This window comes from Variovorax sp. GW821-FHT10B04, from assembly GCF_059415645.1.
Genome location: NZ_JBWKNQ010000016.1, coordinates 58,119 through 82,776, shown reverse-complemented (window position 1 = coordinate 82,776; position 24,658 = coordinate 58,119). Strand labels below are relative to the sequence as shown.

The following is a 24,658-nucleotide window of genomic DNA, read 5'->3' as shown; positions in this document are numbered from 1 at the left end:
TCTATGCAGGCCACCCGAAGGCCCGAAATGACGGTTGGAAATACTGAGCGCGGCGCGGGGGGATGGTGCGAAGTCGTGGCTCTTCCAGGCTGAGGGCGCCGGTCCACGCCCTCAGCGTGCGCATCGGCCGGCCGCGCTTCAGTACAGGGAAATTTTTTTCAGACTGCTGCATCCAGATGGCGATCTCGCGGGTAGTACCACCAGCAGCAAGCCGCTGCTCACCGCAACAGCAACCACTTCGAAGGAGCTTCACATGCAACAACTGGTCTCTTCCCGCACCCTGGGCGTGTCCGCGATCGTCGCTTCGGCCGCCGTCCTTGCCGCCTGCGGCACGACGGGCAGCAGCATGCCGATGACCTCGTTCTCGCAAGCCAGCCTGCCGCCCACCATCCAGGTGCCGGCCGGCAACAAGGTGGCCTGGGAAACCGTCGGCGTGGGCGACATCACCTATGAATGCCGCGACAAGGCCAACGCACCCGGCCAGACCGAATGGGTCTTCGTCGGCCCGAACGCGGTGCTGAACGATCGCATGGGCAAGCAGGTCGGCAAGTACTACGGCCCGCCGGCCACCTGGGAAGCGATGGACGGTTCGAAGCTCACCGCCACGCAGCTCGCCGTCGCGCCGTCGAGCCCGACCGCGCTGCCGTACCAATTGGTCAAGGCCAATCCCGCGATGGGCACCGGCGCCATGACCGGCGTGACCTACATCCAGCGTGTCGCACTGACCGGCGGCATCGCGCCCGCGGCCATGCCCTGCACGCCGATGACCAAGGGCCAGAAGACGACCGTCAAGTACCAGGCCGACTACATCTTCTGGAAGGCCGCGTAAAGCAAACGCCCTGCGCCCCGGCGGGCTGGCGGTTTCCTGGACGAAATGGCGGAGGCCTCGACTAACATCCTGGCTCCCACCGCTCCACCCGGGTCCCCCGTTGGCCGCTCCAGACGAATTCGACTACGAAGCCGCACTCGCCGCCTGCGCCCAGGGCCAGCGGCAGGCGCTGGCGCAGATCTACACGCGCGAAAGCCGTTACCTGCTCGGCGTGGCGTTGCGCATCGTGCGCCAGCGGCAGTACGCCGAAGACGTGCTGCACGACGCCTTCGTTGCCATCTGGCAGCGGGCCACGACCTTCGACGCCGCACGCGGCGCCGGCCGCGGCTGGATCTACACCGTGGTGCGCAACACCGCGCTGAACTGGGTTCGCAACAACGCGCGCGACGTGCCGGTCGATGAAGAAACCGGCGCCGCGCTCGAGGACGAAGTGGCGGTGCAACACCATGCGACGACACGCGATGCCGCCGAAACCCGCGTCGACCTCGGCCGTCTCGACGGCTGCCTCGACCGGCTCGAACCCGCACGGCGCGAATGCATCGTGCTGGCCTATGTCGACGGCTGCTCGCACGGCGAGATCGCCGAGCGCACGCAGACGCCGCTCGGCACCGTCAAGGCCTGGATCCAGCGCGGCATGCGGGCCCTGCGCGAGTGCATGACATGAACCCGAATCCAACCACCCCGCCGAACGACAGGGACCGCCGCGACGGCATCGATGCACTCGCGGGCGAATACGTGCTGGGCACGCTGTCGGCGGCGCGGCGCCGCGAGGTCGAGTCGCGCATGCCGCACGAGCCCGCGCTGCGCGACGCCGTCGACGCCTGGGACGCGCGGCTGCATCCGCTGACCGCACTGGCCGAGCCGGTCGAGCCGTCGCCCGCGCTGTGGGCGCGCATCGAGCAGAGCGTGGCGCCGCCGTTCAACGCCGCCACCGCAAACGTGAAGCGTGCTGCGACCGGCGTGCAGACCTGGTGGAACAACCTGAACCTGTGGCGCGGGCTGGCCGGCACCGGCTTCGCCGCGGCTGCGATCCTGGCGGCCGTGCTGGTCGTGCGCGTCCAGGCGCCGGCCACGCCGCAGTACATGGTCGTGCTGGTCGCGCCGCAGGACAAGGCGCCCGGCTGGGTGGTGCAGACCGGCAGCGGCAGGCAGGAGCCGCTGAGCCTGATCCCGCTGGGCACCGTGGCCGTGCCGAGCGACAAGTCGCTGCAGTTCTGGACCAAGGCCGACGCGTGGCGCGGCCCGGTGTCGCTGGGCCTGGTGCAACCGGGCCGGGCGCTGCGCGTGCCGATCGAGAAGCTGCCGCCGCTCGAGGCCAACCAGCTGTTCGAGCTGACGCTGGAGCCCGCCAACGGTTCGCCGATCGACCGGCCGACCGGCCCGATCCAGTTCATCGGCCGGGCCGTCAAGGTGATGTAGGCGCCTGCAGCGCGATCCGCTCAAGGCGTGCCGAACACTTCCTTCGCCACGGTCGCCGCCGTCACGGCGCTGGGCCAGCCGGCGTAGAAGGCGAGGTGCGTGATGGCTTCCACCAGTTCCTCCTGCGTCACGCCGTTCTGCTTCGCCAGCGCGAGGTGCGAGCGCAGTTGATCGGGCCGGTTCATCGCGATCAGCGCGCTCACCGTGGCCAGGCTGCGGTCGCGCCGCGACAGGCCCGGACGCCGCCAGACGTCGCCGAACAGCACGTCGTCGGTCAGTTGCGCCAGCCCCGGCGCGATGTCGCCCATGAGCTTCTGCGCCGTCGAAGGCTCGGCCACTGCCGTCGTCGTCGTTGTCGCCGACGCGGTGGCGGCTGTGCCGTACTGCGCGTCGCTGACCTTCTCCAGCCACGTCACGGAACTGCCATCGAGCACCTCGGCGATCGCGATGTGGGTCATCGAGGTCGTCGGGGCGGCGCCATGCCAGTGCTTCACGCCGGGCGGAATCCACACGACGTCGCCCGGACGCATGTCGCGCACGGCGCCGCCCCAGAACTGCACGCGTCCGACACCCGACGTGACGACCAGTGTCTGGCCGAGCGGATGGGTGTGCCAGGCGGTGCGTGCACCGGGCTGGAAGCGCACCGAACCGCCGGACGCACGCGCTGGCGCATGGGCTTCCAGCAGCATGTCCACGTGCACGCGGCCGGTGAAGTTGTCGGCCGAGCCGTCGAGGGACGCGCGCTCCTCGCGGTGCGTGATGTTCACCTCGGTCGACGACGGCAGGGCGCGCGCGCCGGGTTGCTCCTGCGCGCCGGCGGAGGTGGACAGCGCCACGGCGGTGATCATGGATGCGATGTGTTTCATGGGAGGCCGAGCGGGGTGTCGGTGGAGTGGGCGGCATAGCCGCGGACGTTCATGACCATGAAGAAGCTTTCTTTTTGTGGAGGAGGACGAGAACCGACAGCAACGCGAGCCCGAGCAGGGCCGTGCCGGCGGTCAGGGAAGCCGATACGCGATGCGCCAGCAAGGCCTGCGCGTGCAGCGGTGTCGGGCCGGCGGACGCATGGGCGCCGGCTGCGGCGGACACGACCACCAGCCATGCAAGGCCGAGCGAGCCGCCGATCTGGTGCGCCACATTGACCAGCCCCGACGCGGCGCCCGCGTCTTCCGGCGGCACGCCCGCCACGCCGGCGATCGTGAGCGGGCTCAGGGCGCAGCCCTGGCCCAGGCCGATCAGCATCATCGGCAGCGCGACGCCCGCGAGGTAGCCGGAATCCGCCGATGCGCGGCTGAGCCACGCCATGCCCAGCATCGCCGCCGTCAGGCCGACGATCAGCAGTTGCGTGTTGCCGCCGAGCTTGCGGCTCAGGCGCGGCACGGCCAGCGCCGCGGCGAAGTTGACCAGCGTGGCCGGCAGGAAGGCCAGTCCGGCCTGCATCGGGCTGAAGCCGAGAACGCCCTGCAGGAACTGGGTCGTGAAGAACCAGAAACCGATCATTCCGCCCAGGAAGAAGAGCCGCGCCAGATAGGCACCCGAGCGCCCGCGATCGGCGAACAGCCGCAGCGGCAGGATCGGCTGCGCCGCGCCTGCCTCGTGGCGCATGAACGCGGCCAGCAGCACGACCGCCGCCACCAGCGAGGCCAGCGTGAAGGCGTCGGACCAGCCGGTCGCCGACGCGCGCACGATGCCGTACACCAGCGCCGTCATGCCCAGCGTCGAACTGACCGCGCCGGGCAGGTCGAGCCGCCCCGTGCGGCGTTCGGACTCGGTGATGAAGCGCCGCGCGCCCAGCATCAGCACGAGCCCGATCGGCAGGTTGATGAAGAAGCCGACGCGCCACGACAGCAGGTCGGCCAGCACACCGCCGAGCACCAGCCCGACGCTGGCACCGATGCCCGCGGTGGCGCCGTAGTAGCCGAGTGCGCGCGTGCGCGCCGGCCCTTCGGGGAAGTGGGTCGACAGCAAGGCCAGCGTCGACGGCGCGAGGACTGCGGCGCCAACGCCCTGGACCGCCCGGGCGCAGACCATCCAGGCCGGCGACCGTGCCAGCCCGATCGCCAGCGACGCGAGCGTGAACAGCCCGAGCCCGGCCATGAACATGCGCCGCCGGCCGAGCAGGTCGCCCGCGCGCGCACCGAGCAGCAGCAGCCCGCCGAAGGCCAGCGTGTAGGCGTTCTGGACCCACGACAGGCCCTCGTCGCTGAAGCCCAGGCCGGCCTGGATCTTCGGCAGGCCGGTGATCACGATCGAGATGTCGAGCACGATCATCAGGTAGCTCGCGAGCACCAGGGCGAGCAGCGGCGCGGAGCCCGGCCGGGCGACGGAACGAGCGGCCATCGATGGAGAGGACGTGGCGGCTGTCATGTCGTTCCTGCGAGCCCGCGTTCCGTACCCGTCACAGGTCGAGCTTTCGCTCGCTCATCCACTTGACGATGGCCGGATCGCGGTGCGAGAAGAAGCTGCTGGTCGCGTTGTCGAGCGTTGCGATCTCCGCCATGTCGGTGTCCGACAAGGTGAAATCGAAGACGTCCAGGTTTTCCTGCATCCGCTCCTTGCGCACCGACTTGGCCAGTGCCACGACGCCGCGCTGGACGAGCCATCGCAAGACGACCTGCCCGACCGACTTGCCGTACCGCGCGCCGATGCCGATCAGTTTTTCGTTCTGGAACAGGTTGTTGCGGCCTTCGGCGAAGGGTGCCCAGGCCTCGGCCTGAACGGCGTTGTCGCGCATGAAGTTGGCGCTGTCGATCTGCTGGTGGAAAGGGTTGACCTCGACCTGGTTCACCGCCGGCTTGATCTCGTTGAAGGCCATGATGTCCATCAGGCGATCGGGCTCGAAGTTGCTCAAGCCGATCGCGCGCAATTTGCCGGCCTTGCAGGCTTCTTCCATGGCCCGCCACGAGCCGTGCACGTCGGCATAGGGCTGGTGGATGAGGTAGAGGTTGAGGTAGTCCAGCTGCAGGCGCTGCAGCGACTTGTCGATCGCGTCGCGGGTGCGTTCGTAGCCGGTGTCCTGCACCCAGAGCTTGCTCGTGACGAACAGTTCTTCGCGGGCCACGCCGCTCTCGCGCAGGCCCCGGCCCACGGCCGCCTCGTTCATGTACGAGGTCGCCGTGTCGATCAGGCGGTAGCCCGATTCGATCGCGTCGACGACGCTGCGCTGGCACTCTTTCGGGTCGGGTATCTGGAACACGCCGAAGCCGAGGATCGGCATCTGGAGCCCATTGTTCAAAGTGACGTATTGCATTGGATCTGTTTCCCTGTGTGTGGGTTGCGGGTGTGCCCAGCCGTCCCTGCGATGGCGCGGCGGCTGGGCTTCGTCATGATTTCTCGATGCCTCAAGCCGCGAGCGGCGGCATGCGATCGATCAGCTTGTCCAGCGTCATCGGGTAGTCGCGCAGCCGCACGCCGGTGGCGTTGTAGATGGCGTTGGCCACGGCGGCTCCGACGCCGCAGAGGCCGAGTTCGCCGACGCCCTTGGCCTTCATGGGCGACGAGATCGCGTCGGCCTCGTCGAGGAACACGACGTCCTGGTGCGGGATGTCCGCATGCACCGGCACCTCGTAGCCGGCGAGGTCGTGGTTGACGAAGAAGCCGAGCCGTTCGTCGACCGCGAGCTCCTCCATCAGCGCCGCGCCGACGCCCATCGTCATCGCGCCGATCACCTGGCTGCGCGCCGACTTGGGGTTGAGGATGCGCCCTGCCGCACACACCGCGAGCATCCGGCGCACGCGGACTTCGGCGGTGAACGCGTCGACCGCGACCTCGACGAAATGCGCGCTGAAGGTGGATTGCTGATAGCGCTTGGCGAGCTCGTCGAATTCGATCGCGTCCTCGGCTACCAGGCCGTCCGCACCGGCGGCCTGGGCGAGCGGCAGGCTGCGCCCGCCCGCATGCACCAGGCCGTCGGCGAACGAAGCGCCTTCCAGCGGCAGCGCCAGGCGCTGCAGCACGGCCGCACGCAGCTTCATGCAGGCGGCGTAGAGACCCGCGGTCGAGCAGTTCGCGCCCCATTGCCCGCCCGAGCCGGCCGACACCGGGAAGGTCGAGTCGCCGAGACGCACGATCACGCGCTCCATCGGCACGCCCATCATCTCGGCCGCGGTCTGCGCCAGGATGGTGTAGCTGCCGGTGCCGATGTCCGTCATGTCGGTTTCCACCGTGACCATGCCGCGGGCATCGAGCCGCACGCGCGCGGCCGATTTCGTGACCTGGTTGTTGCGGAAGCCCGCCGCCATGCCGATACCGATCCAGGACCGGCCTTCATGGCGCATCGCCGGTTTGACGCTGCGCTGCGCCCAACCGAAACGCTCGGCGCCGGTGCGCATGCATTCGATCAGCCGGCGCTCCGAGAAGCGCCGCGCCGGGTTGGCTGGGTCGACCTGGGTGTCGTTCAGCACGCGGAACTCGATCGGGTCCATCGCGAGCCGTTCCGCCATCTCGTCGATCGCGATCTCCAGCGCCATCAGGCCCGGCGCTTCGCCCGGCGCACGCATCGCGTTGCCTTCGGGCAGGTCGAGCAGCGTCAGGCGGGTGCCGGTCAGCCGGTTCGCACCGGCATAGAGCAACTGGGTCTGCTGCACGGCGTTTTCAGGCTTGCCGCCGACCAGGTTGCCGGACCAGCTCTCGTGCCCGATCGCCGTGATGCGCCCCTGCCGGGTGGCGCCGAGGCGCAGGCGCTGGATGGTCGCCGGCCGGTGCGTGGTGTTGTTGGCGACCAGCGGGCGCTGCATCGCCACCTTCACGGCGCGGCCCGCCACGCGGGCGCCGACCGCGGCGAGGACGGTGTCGGCGCGCAGGAACAGCTTGGCACCGAAGCCGCCGCCGACGTAGGGCGACATCAGGTGGATCTTGTCCTTGGTCGTGCCCAGCGTGGCCGCGAGGTCGGTCGTGGTCCAGTCGATCATCTGGTTCGACGTCCAGACCGTGAGCCGGTCGCCGTGCCAGACCGCGGTGGTGGCGTGCGGTTCCATCATCGCGTGCGAATGGTCCGGCGTGGTGTAGGTCTGGTCGAGCTGGACTTCCGCGTCGGCGAAGGCGCCCGCGAAGTCGCCGACGGTGCTGTTGCGGTCGGCGCTGCGCAGGGTCGTCGATGCCTTCGTCGCCGCCAGGCTGAAGGCGCCGGGCTCGCGGGCATAGCGCACCTGCAGCAACTGGGCCGCCGCGCGCGCCTGCTCGAAGGTCTCGGCGACGACCAGGGCGATCGCCTGGTGGTAGTGGTCGACCAGCGGGCCGCCGAGCAGCCTGGCGGTGTTCCATTGCCCCTTGCCGAGCTTGCCCGCGTTCTCCGCGGTGACGACGGCGATCACGCCGGGTGCCGCCCGTGCGAGCTGCGGGTCGATGGACGTGATGCGGCCCTTGGCGATGGCGGCGCCGACGATGTAGCCGTAGGCCGCGTTCGGCGCCACGTCGTGCCGCTCGTAGGCATAGGGTGCGGTGCCCGTGGTCTTGAGCGGTCCGTCGATGCGGTCGACCGGCTGGCCGATCACCTTGAGCTGATCGATCGGGTTGGTGGTGGCGGGTTGATCGAACTTCATGGGTCAGCTCCTGGTGTCGGCCAGCACGGCCGCGAGCGTGCGCTCGACCAGCGTGACCTTGAACGCGTTGTGTTCGGTCGGCCGGGCGCCGGCCAGCAGTTCGGCTGCCACGGCCTCGGCGCCACGTGGCAGCGCCTGTTCGGCGGCCTCGACGCGCCATGGCTTGGGTGCGACGCCGCCGAGCGCCACGCGGCCGGAGCCGTCGCGCTGGACGATGGCGGCCACCGAGATCAGCGCGAACGCATAGGACGCGCGGTCGCGCACCTTGCGGTAGACCTGCTTGCCGCCGACCGGTGCGGGCAGCGTGACGGCGGTGACCAGTTCACCCGGCTGCAGCGCCGTCTCGACCTGCGGCGTTGCGCCGGGCAGGGTGTGGAAATCCGCGATCGGGATCGTGCGCCGCGACCCGTCGGGCCGCAGCGTTTCCACGCGGGCGTCGAGCGCGCGCATCGCGACCGCCATGTCGCTCGGGTGCGTCGCGATGCAGGCGTCGCTGCTGCCGATGACCGCATGCTGGCGGCTGACGCCGCCGATCGCGGCACAGCCGCTGCCCGGCTGTCGCTTGTTGCAGGCCTGGTAGGTGTCGTAGAAGTACGGGCAGCGGGTGCGTTGCAGCAGGTTGCCCGCGGTGGTCGCCTTGTTTCGCAGTTGGCCGGATGCACCGGCCAGCAGGGCGCGCGCGAGCAGCGGGTGGTCGCGGCGGACGTGCGCATCGGCCGCCAGATCGGTGTTGCGCACCAGCGCGCCGATGCGCAGGCCACCGTCGGCGGTGGCGTCGATGCGGTCGAAGCCGAGGCCGTTGACGTCGATCAGGTGTGCGGGTGTCTCGATCTCGAGCTTCATCAGGTCGAGCAGGTTGGTGCCGCCGGCAATGAAGCGTGCGCCGGGCGTGCGGGCGGCGGCCGCCACGGCCTGCGCCGGGGAGCTGGCGCGCTCGTAGGTGAAGCGCTTCATGCCTGCACCCCCGCGACATCGGCGATCGCCTCGACGATGTTGCTGTAGGCGCCGCAGCGGCAGAGGTTGCCGCTCATGCGCTCGCGGAACTCGACGGTGGCGAGCTGTGGCGCGGCGCCGAGGTCGGCAGTGACGTGGCTGGGTATGCCTTCGGCGATTTCGCGCAGCATGCCCACGGCCGAGCAGATCTGCCCCGGCGTGCAGTAGCCGCACTGGTAGCCGTCGTGCTTGACGAAGGCGGCCTGCATCGGGTGCAGGCGGCCGACCGCGCCGAGCCCTTCGATCGTCGTGACCTGGGCGCCTTCGTGCATGACGGCCAGCGTCAGGCAGGCGTTGATCCGCCGGCCGTCGAGCATCACCGTGCAGGCGCCGCACTGGCCGTGGTCGCAGCCCTTCTTCGTGCCGGTCAGGTGCAGGTGTTCGCGCAGCGCGTCGAGCAGGGTCGTGCGGGTGTCGAGCATCAGGCGCTGTTGCCTGCCGTTGACGGTCAGGGTGACCGGCAACAGCGCGTCGGGGTCGCGGTTCGGTTCGGGCACCGCGGCAGTTGCCGTGGCCGTGGCCGCCATTGCCGGCACCGATGCCGTCGCAGCCCCGGCCTTCAGCAGGCCACGCCGGGAGATCGTGAATTCATCGCGCGTGTTCATGGCATCCGCTCCTTGTGCAGGCTCAAAGGAGCGGACTTTAGGGCGGCATGACCCCCACGAATAGACCCCGGAATCTTGAAGAACTGACAAGCTGCTGTTGATAATCCGCGCAGAAAGGGCCGTCCATGCCAATCAACGAGCTTCGTTCCATCGCCACCTTCGCCAAGACCGCCGAGCTCGGCAGCCTGCGACAGGCCGCTGCCGCCCAGGGCCTGACGCCGCAGGCCGCCAGCCAGGCTGTGGCGCAACTGGAGAAGCACCTCGGCGTGCGCCTGTTCCATCGCACCACGCGCAGCATCTCGCTGACCGACGAAGGCCGGCAGTTCCTGGAGGCGGCCCAGCCCGCGCTGGTGGGCATGCAGCGCGCACTGGCGATGGCGCGCCAGGCGAAGGACGAGATCGCGGGGCCGCTGCGCATCGTCGGGCCGCGCTCGACCTTCGCGCCGGTGCTGTGGCCGCTGCTCGATGAGTTCTGCCGCCTCTACCCGGAGGTGCAGCCCGACGTGCAACTGGACGACCGCATCGGCAACTGGGTGGAAGACCGGGTCGATGTCGGCTTCCGCGTCGGCATGTCGCCGGCCGAGGGCGTCGTCGCGCGCCGGCTGTTTCCGCTGCAGCTCATCATCTGTGCGGCGCCCGCGTACCTGGCCCGCCACGGCGCGCCCGACAGCCTTGGCGCGCTCACTGCGCACCGCTGCAGCGTGTTCCGCCATCCGGGCACCGGCAAGGTGTTGCCCTGGTATGTCACGGTGGCCGACAGCCGGGTCGAGCATGCGGTGGTGCCGGCGCTGTGCCTCAACGACGAGACCATCGAGACCGACGCCGTTATGGCCGGCCATGTGATCGGGCTGCTCAGCGGCGTGATCGCTGCGCGGCACATCCGTGCCGGCCGGCTGGTGCCCTTGCTCACGCAGCACCTGTCCGACCAGTCGAGCACCTTCGTGTACTACGGCAGCCGGCCCGCGCAGCCTGCGCGGGTGCGCGCCTTCATCGACCTGGCCGTGGAGCGGCTGACCGACAACCCCGCCTATGTGCTGACCGCCAAGGAGCTGAGCAGTGCGGAGGCCAAGGGGCGCAAGGCGCATCCGCGATCGAACGGGTAGTCGTCGCAATCCTTGCCTCAGTTGCGTGACGGCATGACGGCTGTGTTCCTATCGCCTGCATAAGAAGCTTCAATTCGCCTTGGCGCACGGTCTGCCACAGAATTGCCGCTCCCTCTCAATGCAGTACGTAGGAGCTCCCACATGGACAAACAGAAGACCGAAGCGAAGTGCCCGTTCAGCCAGGCCGCAGGCGCCGGCACCAAGAACAGCGACTGGTGGCCCAAGCAATTGCGCATCGACCTGCTGCATCAGCACTCGTCCAAGTCCGACCCCATGGCCGCCGGCTTCGACTACGCCGAAGCCTTCAAGAGCCTCGATCTCGCTGCGGTGAAGGCCGACCTCGCCGCGCTCATGACCGATTCGCAGGACTGGTGGCCGGCCGACTTCGGCCACTACGGCCCGCTCTTCGTCCGCATGGCCTGGCACAGCGCAGGCACCTACCGCATCGGCGATGGCCGTGGCGGTGCGGGCCGCGGCCAGCAGCGCTTTGCGCCGTTGAACAGCTGGCCCGACAACGTGAGCCTGGACAAGGCGCGCCGGCTGCTCTGGCCGATCAAGCAGAAGTACGGACAGAAGATTTCGTGGGCCGACCTGATGATCCTCACCGGCAACGTCGCGCTCGAAACCATGGGCTTCAAGACCTTCGGCTTTGCCGGCGGCCGTGCCGACGTGTGGGAGCCGGACCAGGACGTGTACTGGGGCCGCGAGACCAAGTGGCTCGGCGGCGACGTGCGCTATTCGCAGGGCTCGCCAGGCGTCGACAAGGACCATGCCGTGCTCGTGAAGGACGACGACAGCAAGGTGCCCGAGTCGCGCGACCTCGAGAACCCGCTGGCCGCCGTGCAGATGGGCCTGATCTATGTGAACCCCGAAGGCCCGGACGGCAAGCCCGACCCGATCGCGTCGGCACGCGACATCCGCGACACCTTCGCGCGCATGGCGATGGACGACGAAGAAACCGTCGCGCTGATCGCGGGCGGTCACACCTTCGGCAAGACGCACGGTGCGGGCCCTGCGGACAACGTGGCGCACGAACCCGAAGCGGCCGGCATCGAGGACCAGGGCCTCGGCTGGAAGAACGGCTTCGGCAGCGGCAAGGGCGGCGACACCATCACCAGCGGCCTCGAAGTCACCTGGACCAGCACGCCCACCAAGTGGAGCACCAACTTCTTCTGGAACCTGTTCGGCTACGAGTGGGAACTGACCAAGAGCCCGGCTGGCGCTCACCAGTGGGTGGCCAAGGGGGCGGGCGCCACCATCCCGCATGCCTTCGACGCGTCGAAGAAGCTGCTGCCCACCATGCTGACCACCGACCTGGCGCTGCGCTTCGACCCGGCGTACGAAAAGATCTCGCGCCGCTTCATGGAGAACCCCGACCAGTTCGCCGATGCGTTCGCGCGCGCCTGGTTCAAGCTCACGCACCGCGACATGGGCCCGCGCGTTCGCTACCTCGGTCCCGAGGTGCCGGCGGAAGAACTGATCTGGCAGGACCCGATTCCCGCCGTCGACCATGCGCTGGTCGACGCGCAGGACGTCGCGTCGCTGGCGGCCAAGGTGCTGGCCTCGGGCCTCACGCCGTCGCAGCTCGTGGCGACGGCCTGGGCCTCGGCGTCGACCTTCCGCGGCTCCGACAAGCGCGGCGGCGCGAACGGCGCACGCATCCGCCTGGCGCCGCAGAAGGACTGGGCGGTCAACCAGCCGGAACAGCTCGCCAAGGTGCTGCAGGTGCTCGAAGGCATCCAGGGCGAATTCAACGCGACGCAGGCCGGCGGCAAGAAGATCTCGCTGGCCGACCTGATCGTGCTGGCCGGCGGGGCCGGCGTGGAACAGGCGGCTCGCGCTGCCGGTCGTGAGCTGAAGGTGCCCTTCACGCCGGGCCGCACGGACGCGTCGCAGGCGCAGACCGACGTGCCGTCCTTCGCGCCGCTGGAGCCGGCGGCGGACGGCTTCCGCAACTACACGAAGGCGCGCTTCAGCGTGCCGGCCGAGGTGCTGCTGGTCGACAAGGCGCAACTGCTGACGCTGACCGCGCCCGAGCTGGCCGTGCTGGTCGGCGGCTTGCGCGTGCTCGGCGCGAATGCCGGAGGCAGCCAGGACGGCGTCTTCACGCAGACGCCGGGCGCGTTGACCAACGACTTCTTCGTGAACCTGCTCGACATGGGAACGGAATGGAAGTCGGTCGCCGGCGCGGGCGAGCAGTTCGAAGGGCGCGACCGGAAGACCGGCGAGCTGAAGTGGACGGCGACGCGCGCGGATCTGGTCTTCGGGTCGAACTCGCAGCTGCGGGCTGTGGCGGAGGTGTACGGCAGTGCGGATGGCGCAGACAAGTTCGTCGCCGACTTCGTGACGGCCTGGACGAAGGTGATGGAGCTGGATCGGTTCGATATCGCCTGAACGACCTGATCCGATGAGCGCGCGCTGACCGAGCGCTCTACCTGTTCATCCGCCCGTTGCCGTGTGCAGCGGGCGGATTTTTCATTTGTGGAATTGGGTTTTCATCATTAATCATCAATTGCAGCGAAACGTGAATTCGGCAATGGCCGCCGTACTGATTCAACGAAATTTACCGACGCGGTAGCATGCGGAGCAGCCATTTGGTTGCTATTCAATAAATCAGGGGGAATGTAATGGCTAGATTGAATCTTTTTGGTAAATCTCAGATCCTTTTGGGTGACATGACCTCCCACGGTGGCGTTGTGGTGTCCGGCAGTCCGACCAATACATGGCATGGCGTTGCCGTTGCTCGCATGAAGGATGTGGTGTGGTGCCCGCGATGTCCACCGCACCTGTTTGAAATTGCTGAGGGACTCGCGAATTTCACTGATGGCGGAATTCATATCTTCGCAAGTCGAAAATGATTCTGTTTTGGGAAGTTCAATGAAATACCGGAGATCCATTTTTTACTGGGCCGGCATTTTCTCGGCCTGTCTTGTCGCTCTGGTCGCGGGTTACATATGGGGTGAAAATTCAATCGAAGGTCGATTTTCCAACAGAGACGCTGCGGAGATCTTTCGTGCGTTGTTGAAATACGATGGAAAGATATCCAAAAATAATTGCGAAAACGAGGTCTTGGAGGTGAATGACTTTGTTTCCTCCTATCTTGATCGATCATTCTTTATAGAGAATTCCAGTTATCGAAGCCTTGCATGCAATGGGACTCCATTGCTTCAATGCAGCTGGCGCTTTGGACGCGATTCTCCGAATGAGGCGTGGGGTCGAATACTCGATTTTGAATACGACACGGCGTTGAAAAAAATAGTGTCAGGCAGCGTTTCTTGCTTGGACGTGCCTTGATACGGCAAACCGTGGAGAGCAACTGGCGTCTGCTGTCAGAACTTATTCAGGGTTAGAGCACTCGGCACAGCCGTCATCTCATACGCCGCGGAAGAACGGCGCCTCAGCTCAGCAGCGTCATGCCGGCGCTCCGCACGGCCCCTCGGTCGAAGCTCACGATCGATGTGCAGCCTTCGTTCAACGCAGTCTGCGCGATCAGCAATTCGGCAAAGCCCGTTCCCTTGGGCTTTTGCGTGAGCAGCAACTGCACCGCTTCCTGCACCGCCCCGCGTTGCTGCAGATGAAAGCTCGGCGTGCTGAGCAAGTCGTTCACCAGCGCGCCGATCTCTTTCGTAGACGCGCCGTAGAGCCGTTCCAGCACCCAGCAAAGTTCCACCAATACGACCAGGCTGATGAAGCCTTGCGAGCGTTCGTTGAGCTGGGTTTCAATGACGCGCGTGGCGATTGCGGACTGCTTCGCGTCGTCCTGCGCCAGATAGCGCACCAGCACGTTGGTATCGAGACCGATCATGAGCGCGCTCGGTGCTACGGCTTGCGATGCCCAGACGAAGCCGCATCGGCAATGGCCTGATTCATCGCTTCGAGGCTGACCGGCTTGGCCGCATGCCCGGCAAAGCGGCCCTTGAGCGTGGAGACATGGGTGTCGAGCGCGACCACCTTGAAGCCATCCTCCTGGACAATGAAGTCCACCTTGGCGCCTGGGCGAAGGCCCAAGGCTTTGCGTACGGACGCTGGTATGGTGATTTGCCCTTTGCTGGTCAATGTGGCAACTGTCATTTTTCCTCCTTACGGCGAGTAAGGAAGTATAGGCATGGCTGCATGCCTGGCACTGATTGCGGGGTTGGCCTATGGTTCAGTAGCCTGCATGGAAGGCGGCTTGGCACGGGTTGTTTTGAAGTTGTCGGAGTCCGGCTGAATGCCGCCTTGACATTCCATCGTGTGCCTTGATCTGATGAACCCGTGTTCCACGAATTCTTCCACCCCGCCGTCACCCGTTGGTTCACCCGAACCTTCCCCTCAGCCACCCCGGCCCAGCTCGCCGCGTGGCCGTCCATCCGTGCGCGCCGCGACACCCTCGTCGCCGCGCCGACCGGTTCCGGCAAGACGCTGACCGCCTTCCTCGCCGCGCTCGACGATCTCGTGGTGCGTGGCCTCGAACCCAACGGCCTGCCCGATGAAACCGCGGTCCTCTACATCTCGCCGCTCAAGGCGCTGTCCAACGACATCCGCCTGAACCTCGACGCGCCGCTGGCCGGGATCCGCGCCGAACTGTCGGCGCTCGGCCTGCCCGACGTCGACATCCGCACCGCCGTCCGCACCGGCGACACGCCGCAGAAGGAGCGCCAGCAGAGCCTGCGCCGCCCGCCGCACATCCTGGTGACGACGCCCGAATCGCTCTACGTGCTGCTCGGCTCGGCGTCGGGCCGCAAGATGCTCGCGACCGTGCGCAGCGTGATCGTGGACGAAATCCATGCGGTGGCGACCAGCAAGCGCGGAAGCCACCTGGCGCTGTCGCTGGAGCGGCTGCAGGCGCTGTGCCTGGCCGAGGAGGGCGGCGTGCGGCCGGTGCGCATCGGCCTGTCGGCCACGCAGAAGCCGATCGACGAAGTCGCGCGCTTCCTGGTCGGCGCGGGCGCGACGCACGATGGCGTGGCGGACTGCGCGATCGTCGACATCGGCTACACCAAGCAGCGCGACCTGGCGCTGGAGCTGCCGCCGACGCCGCTCGACGTGGTGATGTCGAACGACCAGTGGACGCAGGTCTACGCGCGCGTGGCCGAGATGGTGTGGCTGCACACGACGACGCTGGTCTTCGTCAACACGCGCCGCATGGCCGAGCGCACCGCGCGGCACCTGGGCGACATCCTCGGCAAGGACGCGGTGGCCGCGCACCACGGCAGCCTGTCGAAAGAGACGCGGCTCGACGCCGAGCAGCGCCTGAAGCGCGGCGATCTCAAGGTGCTGGTCGCGACCGCATCGCTCGAATTGGGGCTGGACATCGGCGATGTCGATCTGGTCTGCCAGCTCGGATCGCCGCGCTCAATCGCGAGCTTCCTGCAGCGCGCCGGCCGTGCCGGCCACGCGGTCGGCGGCGTGCCGAAGGCGCGGCTCTTTCCGCAGTCGCGCGACGAACTGGTCGAGTGTGCGGCGCTGCTCGACTGCGTGCGGCGCGGCGAGCTCGACGCGCTGCACATCCTGCCGGCGCCGCTCGACGTGCTGGCACAGCAGATCGTGGCCGAGACCGCCTGCCAGGAATGGGACGAGGACGCTCTCTTCGCGCTGGTGCGCCGCGCCTGGCCCTACGGGCAGCTCACGCGCGAGCGCTTCATGGAGGTCGTGCGCATGGTGTCCGACGGCTTCAGCACGCGGCAGGGCCAGCGCGCCGGCTACGTGCACCGCGACGCCGTCAACCACCTGCTGCGCGAGCGCAAGGGTGCGCGCATGACCGCGCTGACCTCGGGCGGCACGATCCCCGAGACCGGCGACTACGCGGTGGTGCTGGAGCCGCAGGCCGACAAGATCGGCACGGTGCACGAGGACTTCGCGGTCGAGAGCCTGGCGGGCGACGTGTTCCAGCTCGGCAACACCAGCTACCGCATCCTGCGCATCGAGTCCGGCAAGGTGCGGGTCGAAGACGCGCAGGGCGCGCCGCCCAACATCCCGTTCTGGCTCGGCGAGGCGCCGGGCCGCAGCGACGAGCTGTCCTTCGGCGTGTCGCGCCTGCGCGAGGCCGTTCAGCAAGCGCTGGCCGATGGCGGCGCCGAAGCGGCCATCGGCTGGCTCACAGGCACGGTCGGGCTCGATGCCGAGTCCGCGCGTCAGATCGTCGAGCACCTGGCGCGCAGCGTGGCGGTGCTCGGCGCGCTGCCGACGCAGCGGCGCATCGTGCTGGAGCGCTTCTTCGATGCGTCCGGCGGCATGCAACTGGTGATCCATTCGCCCTTCGGCAGCCGGCTCAACCGCGCCTGGGGGCTGGCGCTGCGCAAGCGTTTCTGCCGCACCTTCAACTTCGAGCTGCAGGCCGCGGCGACCGAAGACGCGATCGTGCTGTCGCTGTCGACCAGCCACAGCTTCGAACTGGCCGAGGTCGCGCGCTACCTGCATTCGAACTCGGCGCTGCACGTGCTGGTGCAGGCGCTGCTCGACGCGCCGCTGTTCGGCGTGCGCTGGCGCTGGAACGCCACCACCGCGCTCGCGCTGCCGCGCTTCACCGGCGGGCGCAAGGTGCCGCCGCAATTGCAGCGCATGAAGTCCGAGGACCTGCTGGCCGCGGTCTTCCCGGACCAGGTCGCGTGTGCCGAGAACCTGGTCGGCGAGCGCGAGGTGCCCGACCATCCGCTGGTCGCGCAGACGCTGGACGACTGCCTGCACGAGGCGATGGACGCCGACGGCTGGCTGCAGCTGCTGCGCCGCATGGAGGCCGGCGAGGTCGAGGTCGTCGCCTGCGACCTGCCCGCGCCGTCGCCGCTCGCGATGGAGGTGCTGAACGCGCGGCCCTACGCCTTTCTCGACGACGCGCCGCTGGAGGAGCGCCGCACGCTGGCCGTGCAGAACCGGCGCTACACCGACCCCGAAAGCGCCGACGACGTGGGCCAGCTCGATGCCGACGCGATCGCCGGCGTGCGCGAAGAAGCCTGGCCGCAGCCGCGCAACACCGACGAGATGCACGAGGCGCTCACGGCGCTCGGCGCGATCGGCGATGACGAGGCGGCGCAGGGCGTCGACTGGAAGAAGCGGCTGACGGCGCTGGCGAAGGCCGGCCGTGCGACGCGGCTGCGCGTCTCCGGTGCGGGACGTTCCGGCGCCGGCCTGTGGGTCGCGGCCGAGCGTCTGCCGATGTTGCAGGCGGTGCATCCCGATGCGCCGATGCAGCCCGCGATCGACGCCCCGTCCGATGCCGAGCGCCCTGCCGACCGTGAGTCGGCCGTGCGCGAGCTGTTGCGTTCGCGGCTCGGCGGGCTCGGGCCGGTCACGGTCGATGCGCTCGCGAAGCCGCTGCATCTGGATGCAGCCGATGTCGACGCCGCGTTGTTCGCGCTGCAGGCCGAGGGCACCGTGCTGCAGGGCCGCTTCACGCCCGGCACCACGGCGGTCGAGTGGTGCGAGCGGCATCTGCTGGCGCGCATCCATCGCTACACGCTCAAGCGCCTGCGGCGCGAGATCGAGCCGGTCGAGCCGCGCGACTTCGTGCGCTTCCTGTTCGGCTGGCAGCGCGTCGGCGCGGCGTCGCGCGTGCGCGGGCCCGAGGCGCTGTCGGGCGTGCTGTCGCAACTCGAAGGCTACGAGGCGCCCGCGCCGCTCTGGGAGGCCGAGCTGCTGCCCCCCCGCGTGGCCGACTACGCGGGCGCGTGGCTCGACGACCTGTGCACCGCCGGCCGCGTGTTCTGGACGCGCCTGCGGCCCGCGCCCGGCGATGGCCGCAGCCACGGCGCGGGCCAGTCGCTGCGCGCCACGCCGGTGGTGCTGTTGCCGCGTCGCAGTGCCGCGCTCTGGACCGGCCTGGTCCCGCCGCCGACGGAAGACGATGCGCTCGGTTCGCGTGCGTCGCGCGTCGCGGCGCACCTGGCGCAGCACGGCGCCTGCTTCTTCGACGAGATCGCCGCCGGCACGCGGCTGCTGCCGGTCGAGATCGAAGAGGCGCTGACCGAGCTGGTGGCGCGTGGCCGCGTGCGGTGCGACAGCTTCGCGGGCCTGCGCGCGCTGCTGGTGCCGGCGTCGAAGCGCGCGTCGGCCGACACGCGCCGGCGCCGACGCGTGCCGCTGTTCGGCATCGAGGATGCGGGGCGCTGGACGCTGGTGCGTCAAGCAATGCCAGCGCAAGACCATTCCAGAGACACCGCGGAACCGGCTTCGCCGGGCCGCTGGTGTCGCCCCCTCGAGGGGGAGGCGGCTACAGGCAGTGAGCCGCATCGGGGGTGGGCCAATGAACAGGTCGTGCAGGTGCTGCTGCGCCGCTATGGCGTGATCTGCTGGCGCCTGCTCGAGCGCGAGGCCGCATGGCTGCCGCCGTGGCGCGAACTGGTGCGCATCTGCCGCCGGCTGGAGGCGCGGGGCGAAATCCGGGGCGGGCGCTTCATCGCGGGCGTGTCGGGCGAGCAGTTCGCGCTGCCCGAAGCCGTGGCCGCGATGCGGCAGGTGCGTCGCGAGCCGCCCGATGGCGCCTTCATCGCGCTGTCGGCCAGCGATCCGGCCAACCTGCTGGGCACGCTGATCCAGGGCACGAAGGTGCCGCGGGTCGGCGGGGCGCGCGTGCTGTACCGCGACGGTGTGCCGATCGCGACCAGCGTGGCCGGCGACATCACGTTGCTGGTGCCGCTGGACGACGCCGATGCGCAGGCCGCGCGGCGGGCGCTGTCGCTCGAACCGTCGCTGCGCTTCCTGGAGATGGGCATCGGCAGCGAGTGAGCGTGGCACCCGCGGGCCGTGCTGGATCAGGCCCGAGAATCCCCGCATGCCCCACGCCGTTTCTCTCCTGCGCGCCGCTCGCCTGGCCCGCAGTTCAAAGCCTTTCCTGGCCCGTGGCGGCTTCAAGCGTGAGCGTTGCGAAGGCTGCCGGCTCGTTCCCAGTCACTGCATGTGCGCCTTGCGACCGTCGATGGCGACGCGCGCCGGCGTGTGCCTGCTGATGGCCGACATCGAGACGCTGAAGCCCACCAACACCGGCTGGCTGATCGCCGACGTGGTGCCCGACACCTTCGCCTTCGGCTGGGCGCGCACCGAGACCGACCCCGCGCTGCTGGCGCTGCTGGGCGATCCGCAGTGGCAACCTTACGTGGTGTTTCCGGGGCAGTACGCGGCGCCCGAGCGGGTGGTGGAAAGCGTCGAGCCGTGCGTTTCTCTGGATGGCGAGCCGGCGAAGCGCCCGCTCTTCATCCTGCTCGACGGCACGTGGTCCGAGGCACGCAAGATGTTCGGCAGAAGCCCTTACCTGGACGCGCTGCCGGTGCTGAGCCTGCAGCCGGACCGGATGTCGCAGTACAAGCTGCGCCGCTCCGGCCGCAGCGATCACTTGTGCACCAGCGAAGTCGCCGCGCTGTGCATGAGCCTGGCCGGCGAGCACGTCGCCGAGCAGACGCTCGACGCCTACCTGGCGGTCTTCACCCACCACTATCTGCAGGCGAAGAACCAGCAGCCGATCGCGTGGGACGGCGATGCGCACCAGCGGTTGCGCGAGGTCGCCGGCGCGTGGGGTGGGGAGGCGGAGGGCTGCCATCCATAGCGGTCCTCGCGGTGACCTGCTCCATGGCGTTTGCACGCGGTCGATGTCATGCGAGCCGCCCGCGCGAGCATCGACCCCAGGCGACTTCGGCCATCAGCAGCAGTGCCGCCGCCGCCGCGCCATAGACATGCGCGACCGCCACGATGCGTCCGCCGATCTGCTGCTCTTCGGTGGCGGAAGGGCCGGCGATCGATTGCCACGCCATCCAGCCCAGCACCGTGAACAGGGCGGCGCCCGAGATGCGGTCGCCGCGCAGCGCCGACGGCGTCAGCCCGCAGACGAACAGCCCGTACAGGACGCCCGACAGTCCCATGTAGTACGTCACCTCAGGCGACAAGGCGAGCAGCAGCAACGAGATGGCCATGGCCAGCCACAGCACGTCGAGCACCAGCCGGCGCGGCGTGAAGCGCGCGGGCGCCAGGGCGCAGCACAGCAACAGCCCGCACGCATTCAGAAGCGCATGGGCCCAGCCCAGATGCACCAGGTGGCCGGTGACGGCGCGCCACAGCTGCTCACCATGCAGCAGCGGTGTGCGCTCGAAGCGCAGTGCCGACTGCCATGCGTCGCCACCCGCTTGCAGCGCGAGGATCAACAGCACGCCCACCACGGCGCAGCGCCATGGCACAGCCCGGTCGTGCACGGCGGGTGCGGCGGACGCAGCGGTGCGTTCAGGCATCGGGCTCGGGCCGCCGCCACAGCCAGGCGAGCACGGCGGCCATGCTGCCGATGCCCAGGGCGCCGAGCCACGCGCGGTGCGCCGTCAGCGCGATGACGACGGCGCAGAAGGCCATCGCGATGGTGGCGCTCCACTTGGCGCGCCGGCTCACGGTGCGGCCGTTCTGCCAGTTGCGCAGCATCGGGCCGAACAGCTTGTGGTTCATCAGCCAGCCATGCAGGCGCGGCGAGCTGCGCGCCGCTGCCCAGGCCGCCAGCAGGATGAAGACCGTGGTCGGCATCCCCGGCACGATCACGCCGATCACGCCCATCACCAGGCACAGCACCGCGAAGGCCAGCAGCAGCCAGCGCGCCAGCCAGGGCAGCGGGGCGGGCGGCAAGGGTGTCGTCGCTGCCGTGGCGTTCGGCGCGGCGGATGGGTTCGGATCGTCGGATGGAGGCGTCATCAGGCTGCGATTGTGGTTCGTCCGCGCGGCCTCGTTCATCGCAGCGCCCTGATCGTGACCGCGCCGTTGCGGTTGCCGATCAGGCGCAGCACGTGGGCGAGTGCGGCTTCATGCCCATTCTCGGCCTGCGCGTCCGCATTGAAGCGCAGTTGGCCCGCGACCCAGACGCCTTGCCCGGTCAGGCGCAGCGGGCCCTGGAGCGTCGTCAGCGTGAAGCGCAACGGTGCGTCGCGTGCGGTGTCCTGACCGTCGATGTCGAAGCGGTAGCTGCCCAGAGAATCGATCGGCGCGATGCGCGACGACACCGATTCCATCGCCAGCGACAGGCGGCCGTCCATCTGCAGTCGTCCGCCGGTTCGATGCAGCGCGAAGCCCGATGTCGACAGCCGCAACCGGCCTTCGAAGCCCAGCGTGTTCCAGGGCGCGCCGAGGCCTTGCACGAGACCGGCCGGCCCTTGCCAGTCGAGCATGCCGACGCGAACGCCGACGCCGTCCGGCGCGATGGCCAACCGGACCGTCAGCGGTTCGCGCAGGCAGCAGGTCTGGTCGAGCTGCAACGTCAGGCCGGGCACAAAGGACGATGCAGGCGATGCATCCGAGGCCGCAACGACGTCCGGTCGCAGGCGCCAGCGCGTGCGTCCGGGCAGCGTGCGCATGTCCCGGCTGCCCGGCCCGGCCGTCAGGCTCAGCACGGCCGAGCCGTTCCACAGCGTGCCGCGCACGTCGCTCAGCTGGATGCGTTCGCCGGTGGCGCGCTCCAGCGCGGGTGCGATCCAGTGCGCCGGCCAGTGCAGCACCAGGGTCGCCAGCAGGCCGGCCAGCGCGCCCGCCGCGGCCCACGGCCACATGCGCCGCGTCCGTGCCTGCGCCGGCGCGCGGGCCGGCGTCGTCGGCGGCAGCGCAGCCAGCCTCGGCAAGCCGGCCGTCAGGCTCACGCAGCCGCGTCCGTGTGCAGGGCGAACTGCTGTTCCAGCAACTGGCCGAAGCGCGCGTAGGCGGCTTGCGCGCCGGCGATCACCTGGTCCTGCGCCGGCACCAGCGCGGGTGCGTCCAGCGCTTCCACGAAGCGCTTCCACACGCGGGCCCGGCCTTCCGGATAGGCCGCCAGATTGCGTGCCCCGAAGGTCGCGCCGAGCCCGAGCTTCTCGCCGGCTTCCTTGAACAGGAAGGCCGCGCCCAGCGTCGAGCCTTCGGACACGTAGAGCCAGCCCAGCGCTTCGGGCATCTTGACCGCGCGGGTCGCGACGTCCTGGGCCGGCGCGACCTTGTCCATGGCATCGAGGTCGGCCAGGTCGGTGAGCGATGCCGCGGCGCGGCCCCGCACGGCGAGGTCGGGCACGGCGGCCTGTACCTGCGGGTCGGCGAAGAAGTGCTCGACGTCGCGCTGGAACACGTACTGCGCGGCGACGAAGCTGGCGTAGCGCTCGCGGCTGGCGAACGGATCGCCCTGCGCCATGAGCGCGTGCATGCGCTCGTGCTGCGCGGCGGTCTCGTCGCGCAGGCGCTGCGACAGGGAGGGAGTGGTCATCGTGGAAGTCCTCGTGATGTGGATGGAGGTGAATCAATCGCGGCGCGCGGTGCGGCGCATCAGGCCGAATGCGGCCAGCGGTGCCAGCAGCCACAGGCTCAGCGGGCCGCCGCCACCGCCGCCGCCGCCGCCGGTGCTCGTTTCGGGCGTCGTCGGTGTGGTGGGGGTGGTCGGTGTGGTCGGCGCCGTGGCTTCGGCCTCGACGGTGACCGACACCGTCTCGGTCACCGCAGGTCCGCCGTTGACGCTTTCGCAGCGCAGCGTGAAGGTGTTGGTCCCCAGCTTGCTCAGCGCGCCCGACAGCGGCACCTGGCTGCCGGCGGTCTGCTGCGCGCCGCTCCAGGTGCTGCCGTTGTCGCCGCCCGCGGTGCAGCTCGCGGCGTTCTGGGTGGCCCAGCTCAGGGTCAGCGTGTCGCCTGCGCGTGCGGTGCTCGCGGATGCGCTCAGCACAGCCGTGAAGCTCACGGTGGGCAGCGGCACGTCGATGGAGAACATCGCGCCGTAGCCGGTCGTGCTCGACGAAACGGTGCCCAGCACCGCGTCCGACGCGCCGCCTTGGCGGGTTGCGCCGTAGAGCTTCTGCACGCCGCCTGCCGTGGCGCCGAGCGACAGGCCCACGGGGCGCATGCCTTCGGTCGTGGCGTCGAAGCGGTGCAGCACCTCGAAGCGGTCGTCCGAACGATCGGCCGCCTGGCCGACGACGATGCGGAACAGCGCGCCCGCGCCGATGGCGGTCGTGCTGCTCATCGTGCTGCCATCGCGTGCGGTGGTGCCGTAGATGTTGCCGTCCGCGGCACGCACCAGCGGTCCCATGGGGTTCGACGCGTCGGCTTCCGCCGTGCCGTCCTTGCTCGTGTCGCCATGGAAGTAGTGCACGACCTCGAAGGAGCCCGCGCGCGTCTTGTGCACGCGCCACACCGTGCCGCCCGCGGCGGTCGCGCTGCTTCCGTTGTAGTAGGTGGTGCCGTAGAGCCATTCGCCGTCTTCGACCAGGCCGCTGGCGCGGCTGTCGCCGGCGACGGCGGTGGTCAGCACGACAGGCACGCCGTCGCGCGCCTGCGCAAAGGTGTGGAGCACCTCGACCGCCGCGGCCTGGGTGGCGTCCACGCCGGCGTCGAGCGCGGCCTTGCTGATTTTGAACAGCGTGCCGACGGCCCGGCCGCTGTTGTCGGTGGACGGCAGCGACGGGTCGACGGCGATCGATGCGACCTGCGTCAGCCCGTAGAGCGCCTGGTCGGCCTCGCTCCAGGTCAGGGCTGCCGGCGAGCCGCCCTTGGCATGCAGGTACAGCGGGTTGTTGCGCGTGTCCACGCCGGACTGCACGAGGAAGTCACAGAAGTTCACCACCCGGCTCACGGTGCCCGCGGCGTTGCGGCGCCACAGGCTGTTGACCGAAGCCGGATTGCCGGTCGGGCAGGTGGCGCTGAGCGCGCCGCTGCCGAAGTAGACGTTGTCCTGTGCGTCGATCGCGATCTGGCCCTTGGGCGAGAAGTTGGCGGCGCTGACGAGCGTGCTGTCCGGCAGGGCGTCGAGCATGGTGCTGCCGTCCGTGGCGATGCCGAAGGTCAGGCCGGTTGTGGAGCTGGCGTTGCCAGCCTGTCCGGCGCCGGCACGCAGGATGTCGTTGCTGTCCTGCACGGAATTCGTGAGCTGGTGGCCGTACGCCATGCCGAGCACCGATGAGCGGTAACTGCCGCCGGCGAGCGTGAACTGGTACACGGCGCTCTGCGTGTAGCTGATGAGTGCGCCATAGGTCGGGCCGCCCGCCATCGTGGTCCCGCGCAGCGACAGTCCGTCGCGCGACAGCAGCGGCGGCGCATAGGCGAGGCCGCCGATGGCCGCGCCGGTGTCGCCGGTGAAGCGCAGCAGCACGGTCGGCACGAAGCTGCTGCCGGCGGTCTGCGCGCGCAGTGCACCGCCGGATGCGGCGGCCAGCGCGGCAACGGCCAGGACGGCGAGTGGAATGTTTCGGATCGGCATGCGGAAGGGCGTCATGGTGTGTCCAG

The 24,658-nt window shown here is 69.3% G+C and carries 21 protein-coding genes; 8 read left to right on the top strand and 13 right to left on the bottom strand.

From position 1 onward, the window contains the following. Positions 1 to 253: 253 nt before the first annotated feature. From AC07PZ_RS28875 to AC07PZ_RS28865, 3 genes are all read left to right on the top strand, one after another. Positions 254 to 829, top strand: coding sequence for a DUF3455 domain-containing protein (locus tag AC07PZ_RS28875; protein ID WP_495298612.1), 576 nt, complete (start codon positions 254 to 256; stop codon positions 827 to 829). A 100-nt stretch (positions 830 to 929) separates the two neighbouring features. Beyond that, positions 930 to 1,493, top strand: a complete 564-nt coding sequence (locus AC07PZ_RS28870) for a sigma-70 family RNA polymerase sigma factor (protein WP_495298611.1) — start codon at positions 930 to 932, stop codon at positions 1,491 to 1,493. After that, on the top strand, positions 1,490 to 2,248 hold the full coding sequence (locus AC07PZ_RS28865; protein ID WP_495298610.1) for an anti-sigma factor: 759 nt from the start codon (positions 1,490 to 1,492) through the stop codon (positions 2,246 to 2,248). Before AC07PZ_RS28870 ends, AC07PZ_RS28865 begins: the two co-directional genes overlap by 4 nt. Before the next feature lie 20 nt (positions 2,249 to 2,268). On the opposite strand, the gene AC07PZ_RS28860 is transcribed toward AC07PZ_RS28865, so the two are convergent. The 6 genes from AC07PZ_RS28860 to paoA all read right to left on the bottom strand — a co-directional run bounded on the left by AC07PZ_RS28860 (position 2,269) and on the right by paoA (position 9,386). Then, complete coding sequence (locus tag AC07PZ_RS28860) at positions 2,269 to 3,114, bottom strand: (R)-mandelonitrile lyase (RefSeq protein WP_495298609.1); 846 nt, start codon at positions 3,112 to 3,114, stop codon at positions 2,269 to 2,271. Between the two features lie 49 nt (positions 3,115 to 3,163). Then, complete coding sequence (locus tag AC07PZ_RS28855) at positions 3,164 to 4,588, bottom strand: MFS transporter (RefSeq protein ID WP_495298608.1); 1,425 nt, start codon at positions 4,586 to 4,588, stop codon at positions 3,164 to 3,166. Positions 4,589 to 4,646: 58 nt separating this feature from the next. Further along, on the bottom strand, positions 4,647 to 5,498 hold the full coding sequence (locus AC07PZ_RS28850; protein WP_495298607.1) for an aldo/keto reductase: 852 nt from the start codon (positions 5,496 to 5,498) through the stop codon (positions 4,647 to 4,649). Between the two features lie 91 nt (positions 5,499 to 5,589). Beyond that, positions 5,590 to 7,788, bottom strand: coding sequence for an aldehyde oxidoreductase molybdenum-binding subunit PaoC (paoC, locus tag AC07PZ_RS28845; protein ID WP_495298606.1), 2,199 nt, complete (start codon positions 7,786 to 7,788; stop codon positions 5,590 to 5,592). A gap of 3 nt (positions 7,789 to 7,791) precedes the next feature. Continuing rightward, a complete protein-coding gene (locus AC07PZ_RS28840) occupies positions 7,792 to 8,742 on the bottom strand; it encodes an FAD binding domain-containing protein (protein ID WP_495298605.1) in 951 nt (316 codons plus the stop codon). Then, positions 8,739 to 9,386 (bottom strand): aldehyde dehydrogenase iron-sulfur subunit PaoA, encoded by a 648-nt coding sequence (gene paoA, locus AC07PZ_RS28835; protein ID WP_495298604.1) that lies wholly within the window; start codon positions 9,384 to 9,386, stop codon positions 8,739 to 8,741. The genes AC07PZ_RS28840 and paoA overlap by 4 nt, the downstream gene beginning before the upstream one ends. 125 nt (positions 9,387 to 9,511) lie before the next feature. Between paoA and AC07PZ_RS28830 the strand changes: the two genes are divergently transcribed. From AC07PZ_RS28830 to AC07PZ_RS28820, 3 genes are all read left to right on the top strand, one after another. Next, positions 9,512 to 10,489 (top strand): LysR family transcriptional regulator, encoded by a 978-nt coding sequence (locus tag AC07PZ_RS28830; protein WP_495298603.1) that lies wholly within the window; start codon positions 9,512 to 9,514, stop codon positions 10,487 to 10,489. 141 nt (positions 10,490 to 10,630) lie between these two features. After that, positions 10,631 to 12,883 (top strand): catalase/peroxidase HPI, encoded by a 2,253-nt coding sequence (katG, locus tag AC07PZ_RS28825; protein WP_495298602.1) that lies wholly within the window; start codon positions 10,631 to 10,633, stop codon positions 12,881 to 12,883. A 233-nt stretch (positions 12,884 to 13,116) separates the two neighbouring features. Further along, positions 13,117 to 13,347, top strand: coding sequence for a PAAR domain-containing protein (locus AC07PZ_RS28820; RefSeq protein WP_495298601.1), 231 nt, complete (start codon positions 13,117 to 13,119; stop codon positions 13,345 to 13,347). Between the two features lie 539 nt (positions 13,348 to 13,886). Here the strand turns inward: AC07PZ_RS28820 and AC07PZ_RS28815 are convergent. Together AC07PZ_RS28815 and AC07PZ_RS28810 are read right to left on the bottom strand one after the other, a co-directional pair. Further along, positions 13,887 to 14,294 carry a type II toxin-antitoxin system VapC family toxin gene (locus AC07PZ_RS28815; protein WP_495298600.1) on the bottom strand — a complete coding sequence of 136 codons (408 nt, stop codon included), beginning with the start codon at positions 14,292 to 14,294 and terminating at the stop codon, positions 13,887 to 13,889. A gap of 14 nt (positions 14,295 to 14,308) precedes the next feature. Continuing rightward, positions 14,309 to 14,560: an AbrB/MazE/SpoVT family DNA-binding domain-containing protein gene (locus AC07PZ_RS28810; RefSeq protein ID WP_495298599.1), complete on the bottom strand. Its 252-nt coding sequence runs from the start codon at positions 14,558 to 14,560 to the stop codon at positions 14,309 to 14,311. 183 nt (positions 14,561 to 14,743) lie between these two features. Between AC07PZ_RS28810 and AC07PZ_RS28805 the strand changes: the two genes are divergently transcribed. Together AC07PZ_RS28805 and AC07PZ_RS28800 are read left to right on the top strand one after the other, a co-directional pair. Further along, complete coding sequence (locus AC07PZ_RS28805) at positions 14,744 to 19,189, top strand: DEAD/DEAH box helicase (RefSeq protein WP_495298598.1); 4,446 nt, start codon at positions 14,744 to 14,746, stop codon at positions 19,187 to 19,189. 46 nt (positions 19,190 to 19,235) lie between these two features. Beyond that, complete coding sequence (locus AC07PZ_RS28800) at positions 19,236 to 20,003, top strand: tRNA-uridine aminocarboxypropyltransferase (protein ID WP_495298597.1); 768 nt, start codon at positions 19,236 to 19,238, stop codon at positions 20,001 to 20,003. A 46-nt stretch (positions 20,004 to 20,049) separates the two neighbouring features. Here the strand turns inward: AC07PZ_RS28800 and rrtA are convergent, their stop codons facing one another. From rrtA to AC07PZ_RS28775, 5 genes are read right to left on the bottom strand one after another with little or no spacing between them, the layout of a single operon-like run. Next, positions 20,050 to 20,679 carry a rhombosortase gene (gene rrtA / locus AC07PZ_RS28795; RefSeq protein WP_495298596.1) on the bottom strand — a complete coding sequence of 210 codons (630 nt, stop codon included), beginning with the start codon at positions 20,677 to 20,679 and terminating at the stop codon, positions 20,050 to 20,052. Continuing rightward, complete coding sequence (locus AC07PZ_RS28790) at positions 20,672 to 21,124, bottom strand: YbaN family protein (protein ID WP_495298595.1); 453 nt, start codon at positions 21,122 to 21,124, stop codon at positions 20,672 to 20,674. Before AC07PZ_RS28790 ends, rrtA begins: the two co-directional genes overlap by 8 nt. A 35-nt stretch (positions 21,125 to 21,159) precedes the next feature. Next, positions 21,160 to 22,059 (bottom strand): type II secretion system protein N, encoded by a 900-nt coding sequence (gspN, locus tag AC07PZ_RS28785; RefSeq protein WP_495298594.1) that lies wholly within the window; start codon positions 22,057 to 22,059, stop codon positions 21,160 to 21,162. Beyond that, entirely contained in the window at positions 22,056 to 22,652 is a 597-nt protein-coding gene (locus AC07PZ_RS28780) for a biliverdin-producing heme oxygenase (protein ID WP_495298593.1), read from the bottom strand. The genes gspN and AC07PZ_RS28780 overlap by 4 nt, the downstream gene beginning before the upstream one ends. A gap of 33 nt (positions 22,653 to 22,685) precedes the next feature. After that, complete coding sequence (locus AC07PZ_RS28775) at positions 22,686 to 24,647, bottom strand: choice-of-anchor tandem repeat GloVer-containing protein (protein ID WP_495298592.1); 1,962 nt, start codon at positions 24,645 to 24,647, stop codon at positions 22,686 to 22,688. Positions 24,648 to 24,658: the final 11 nt, after the last annotated feature.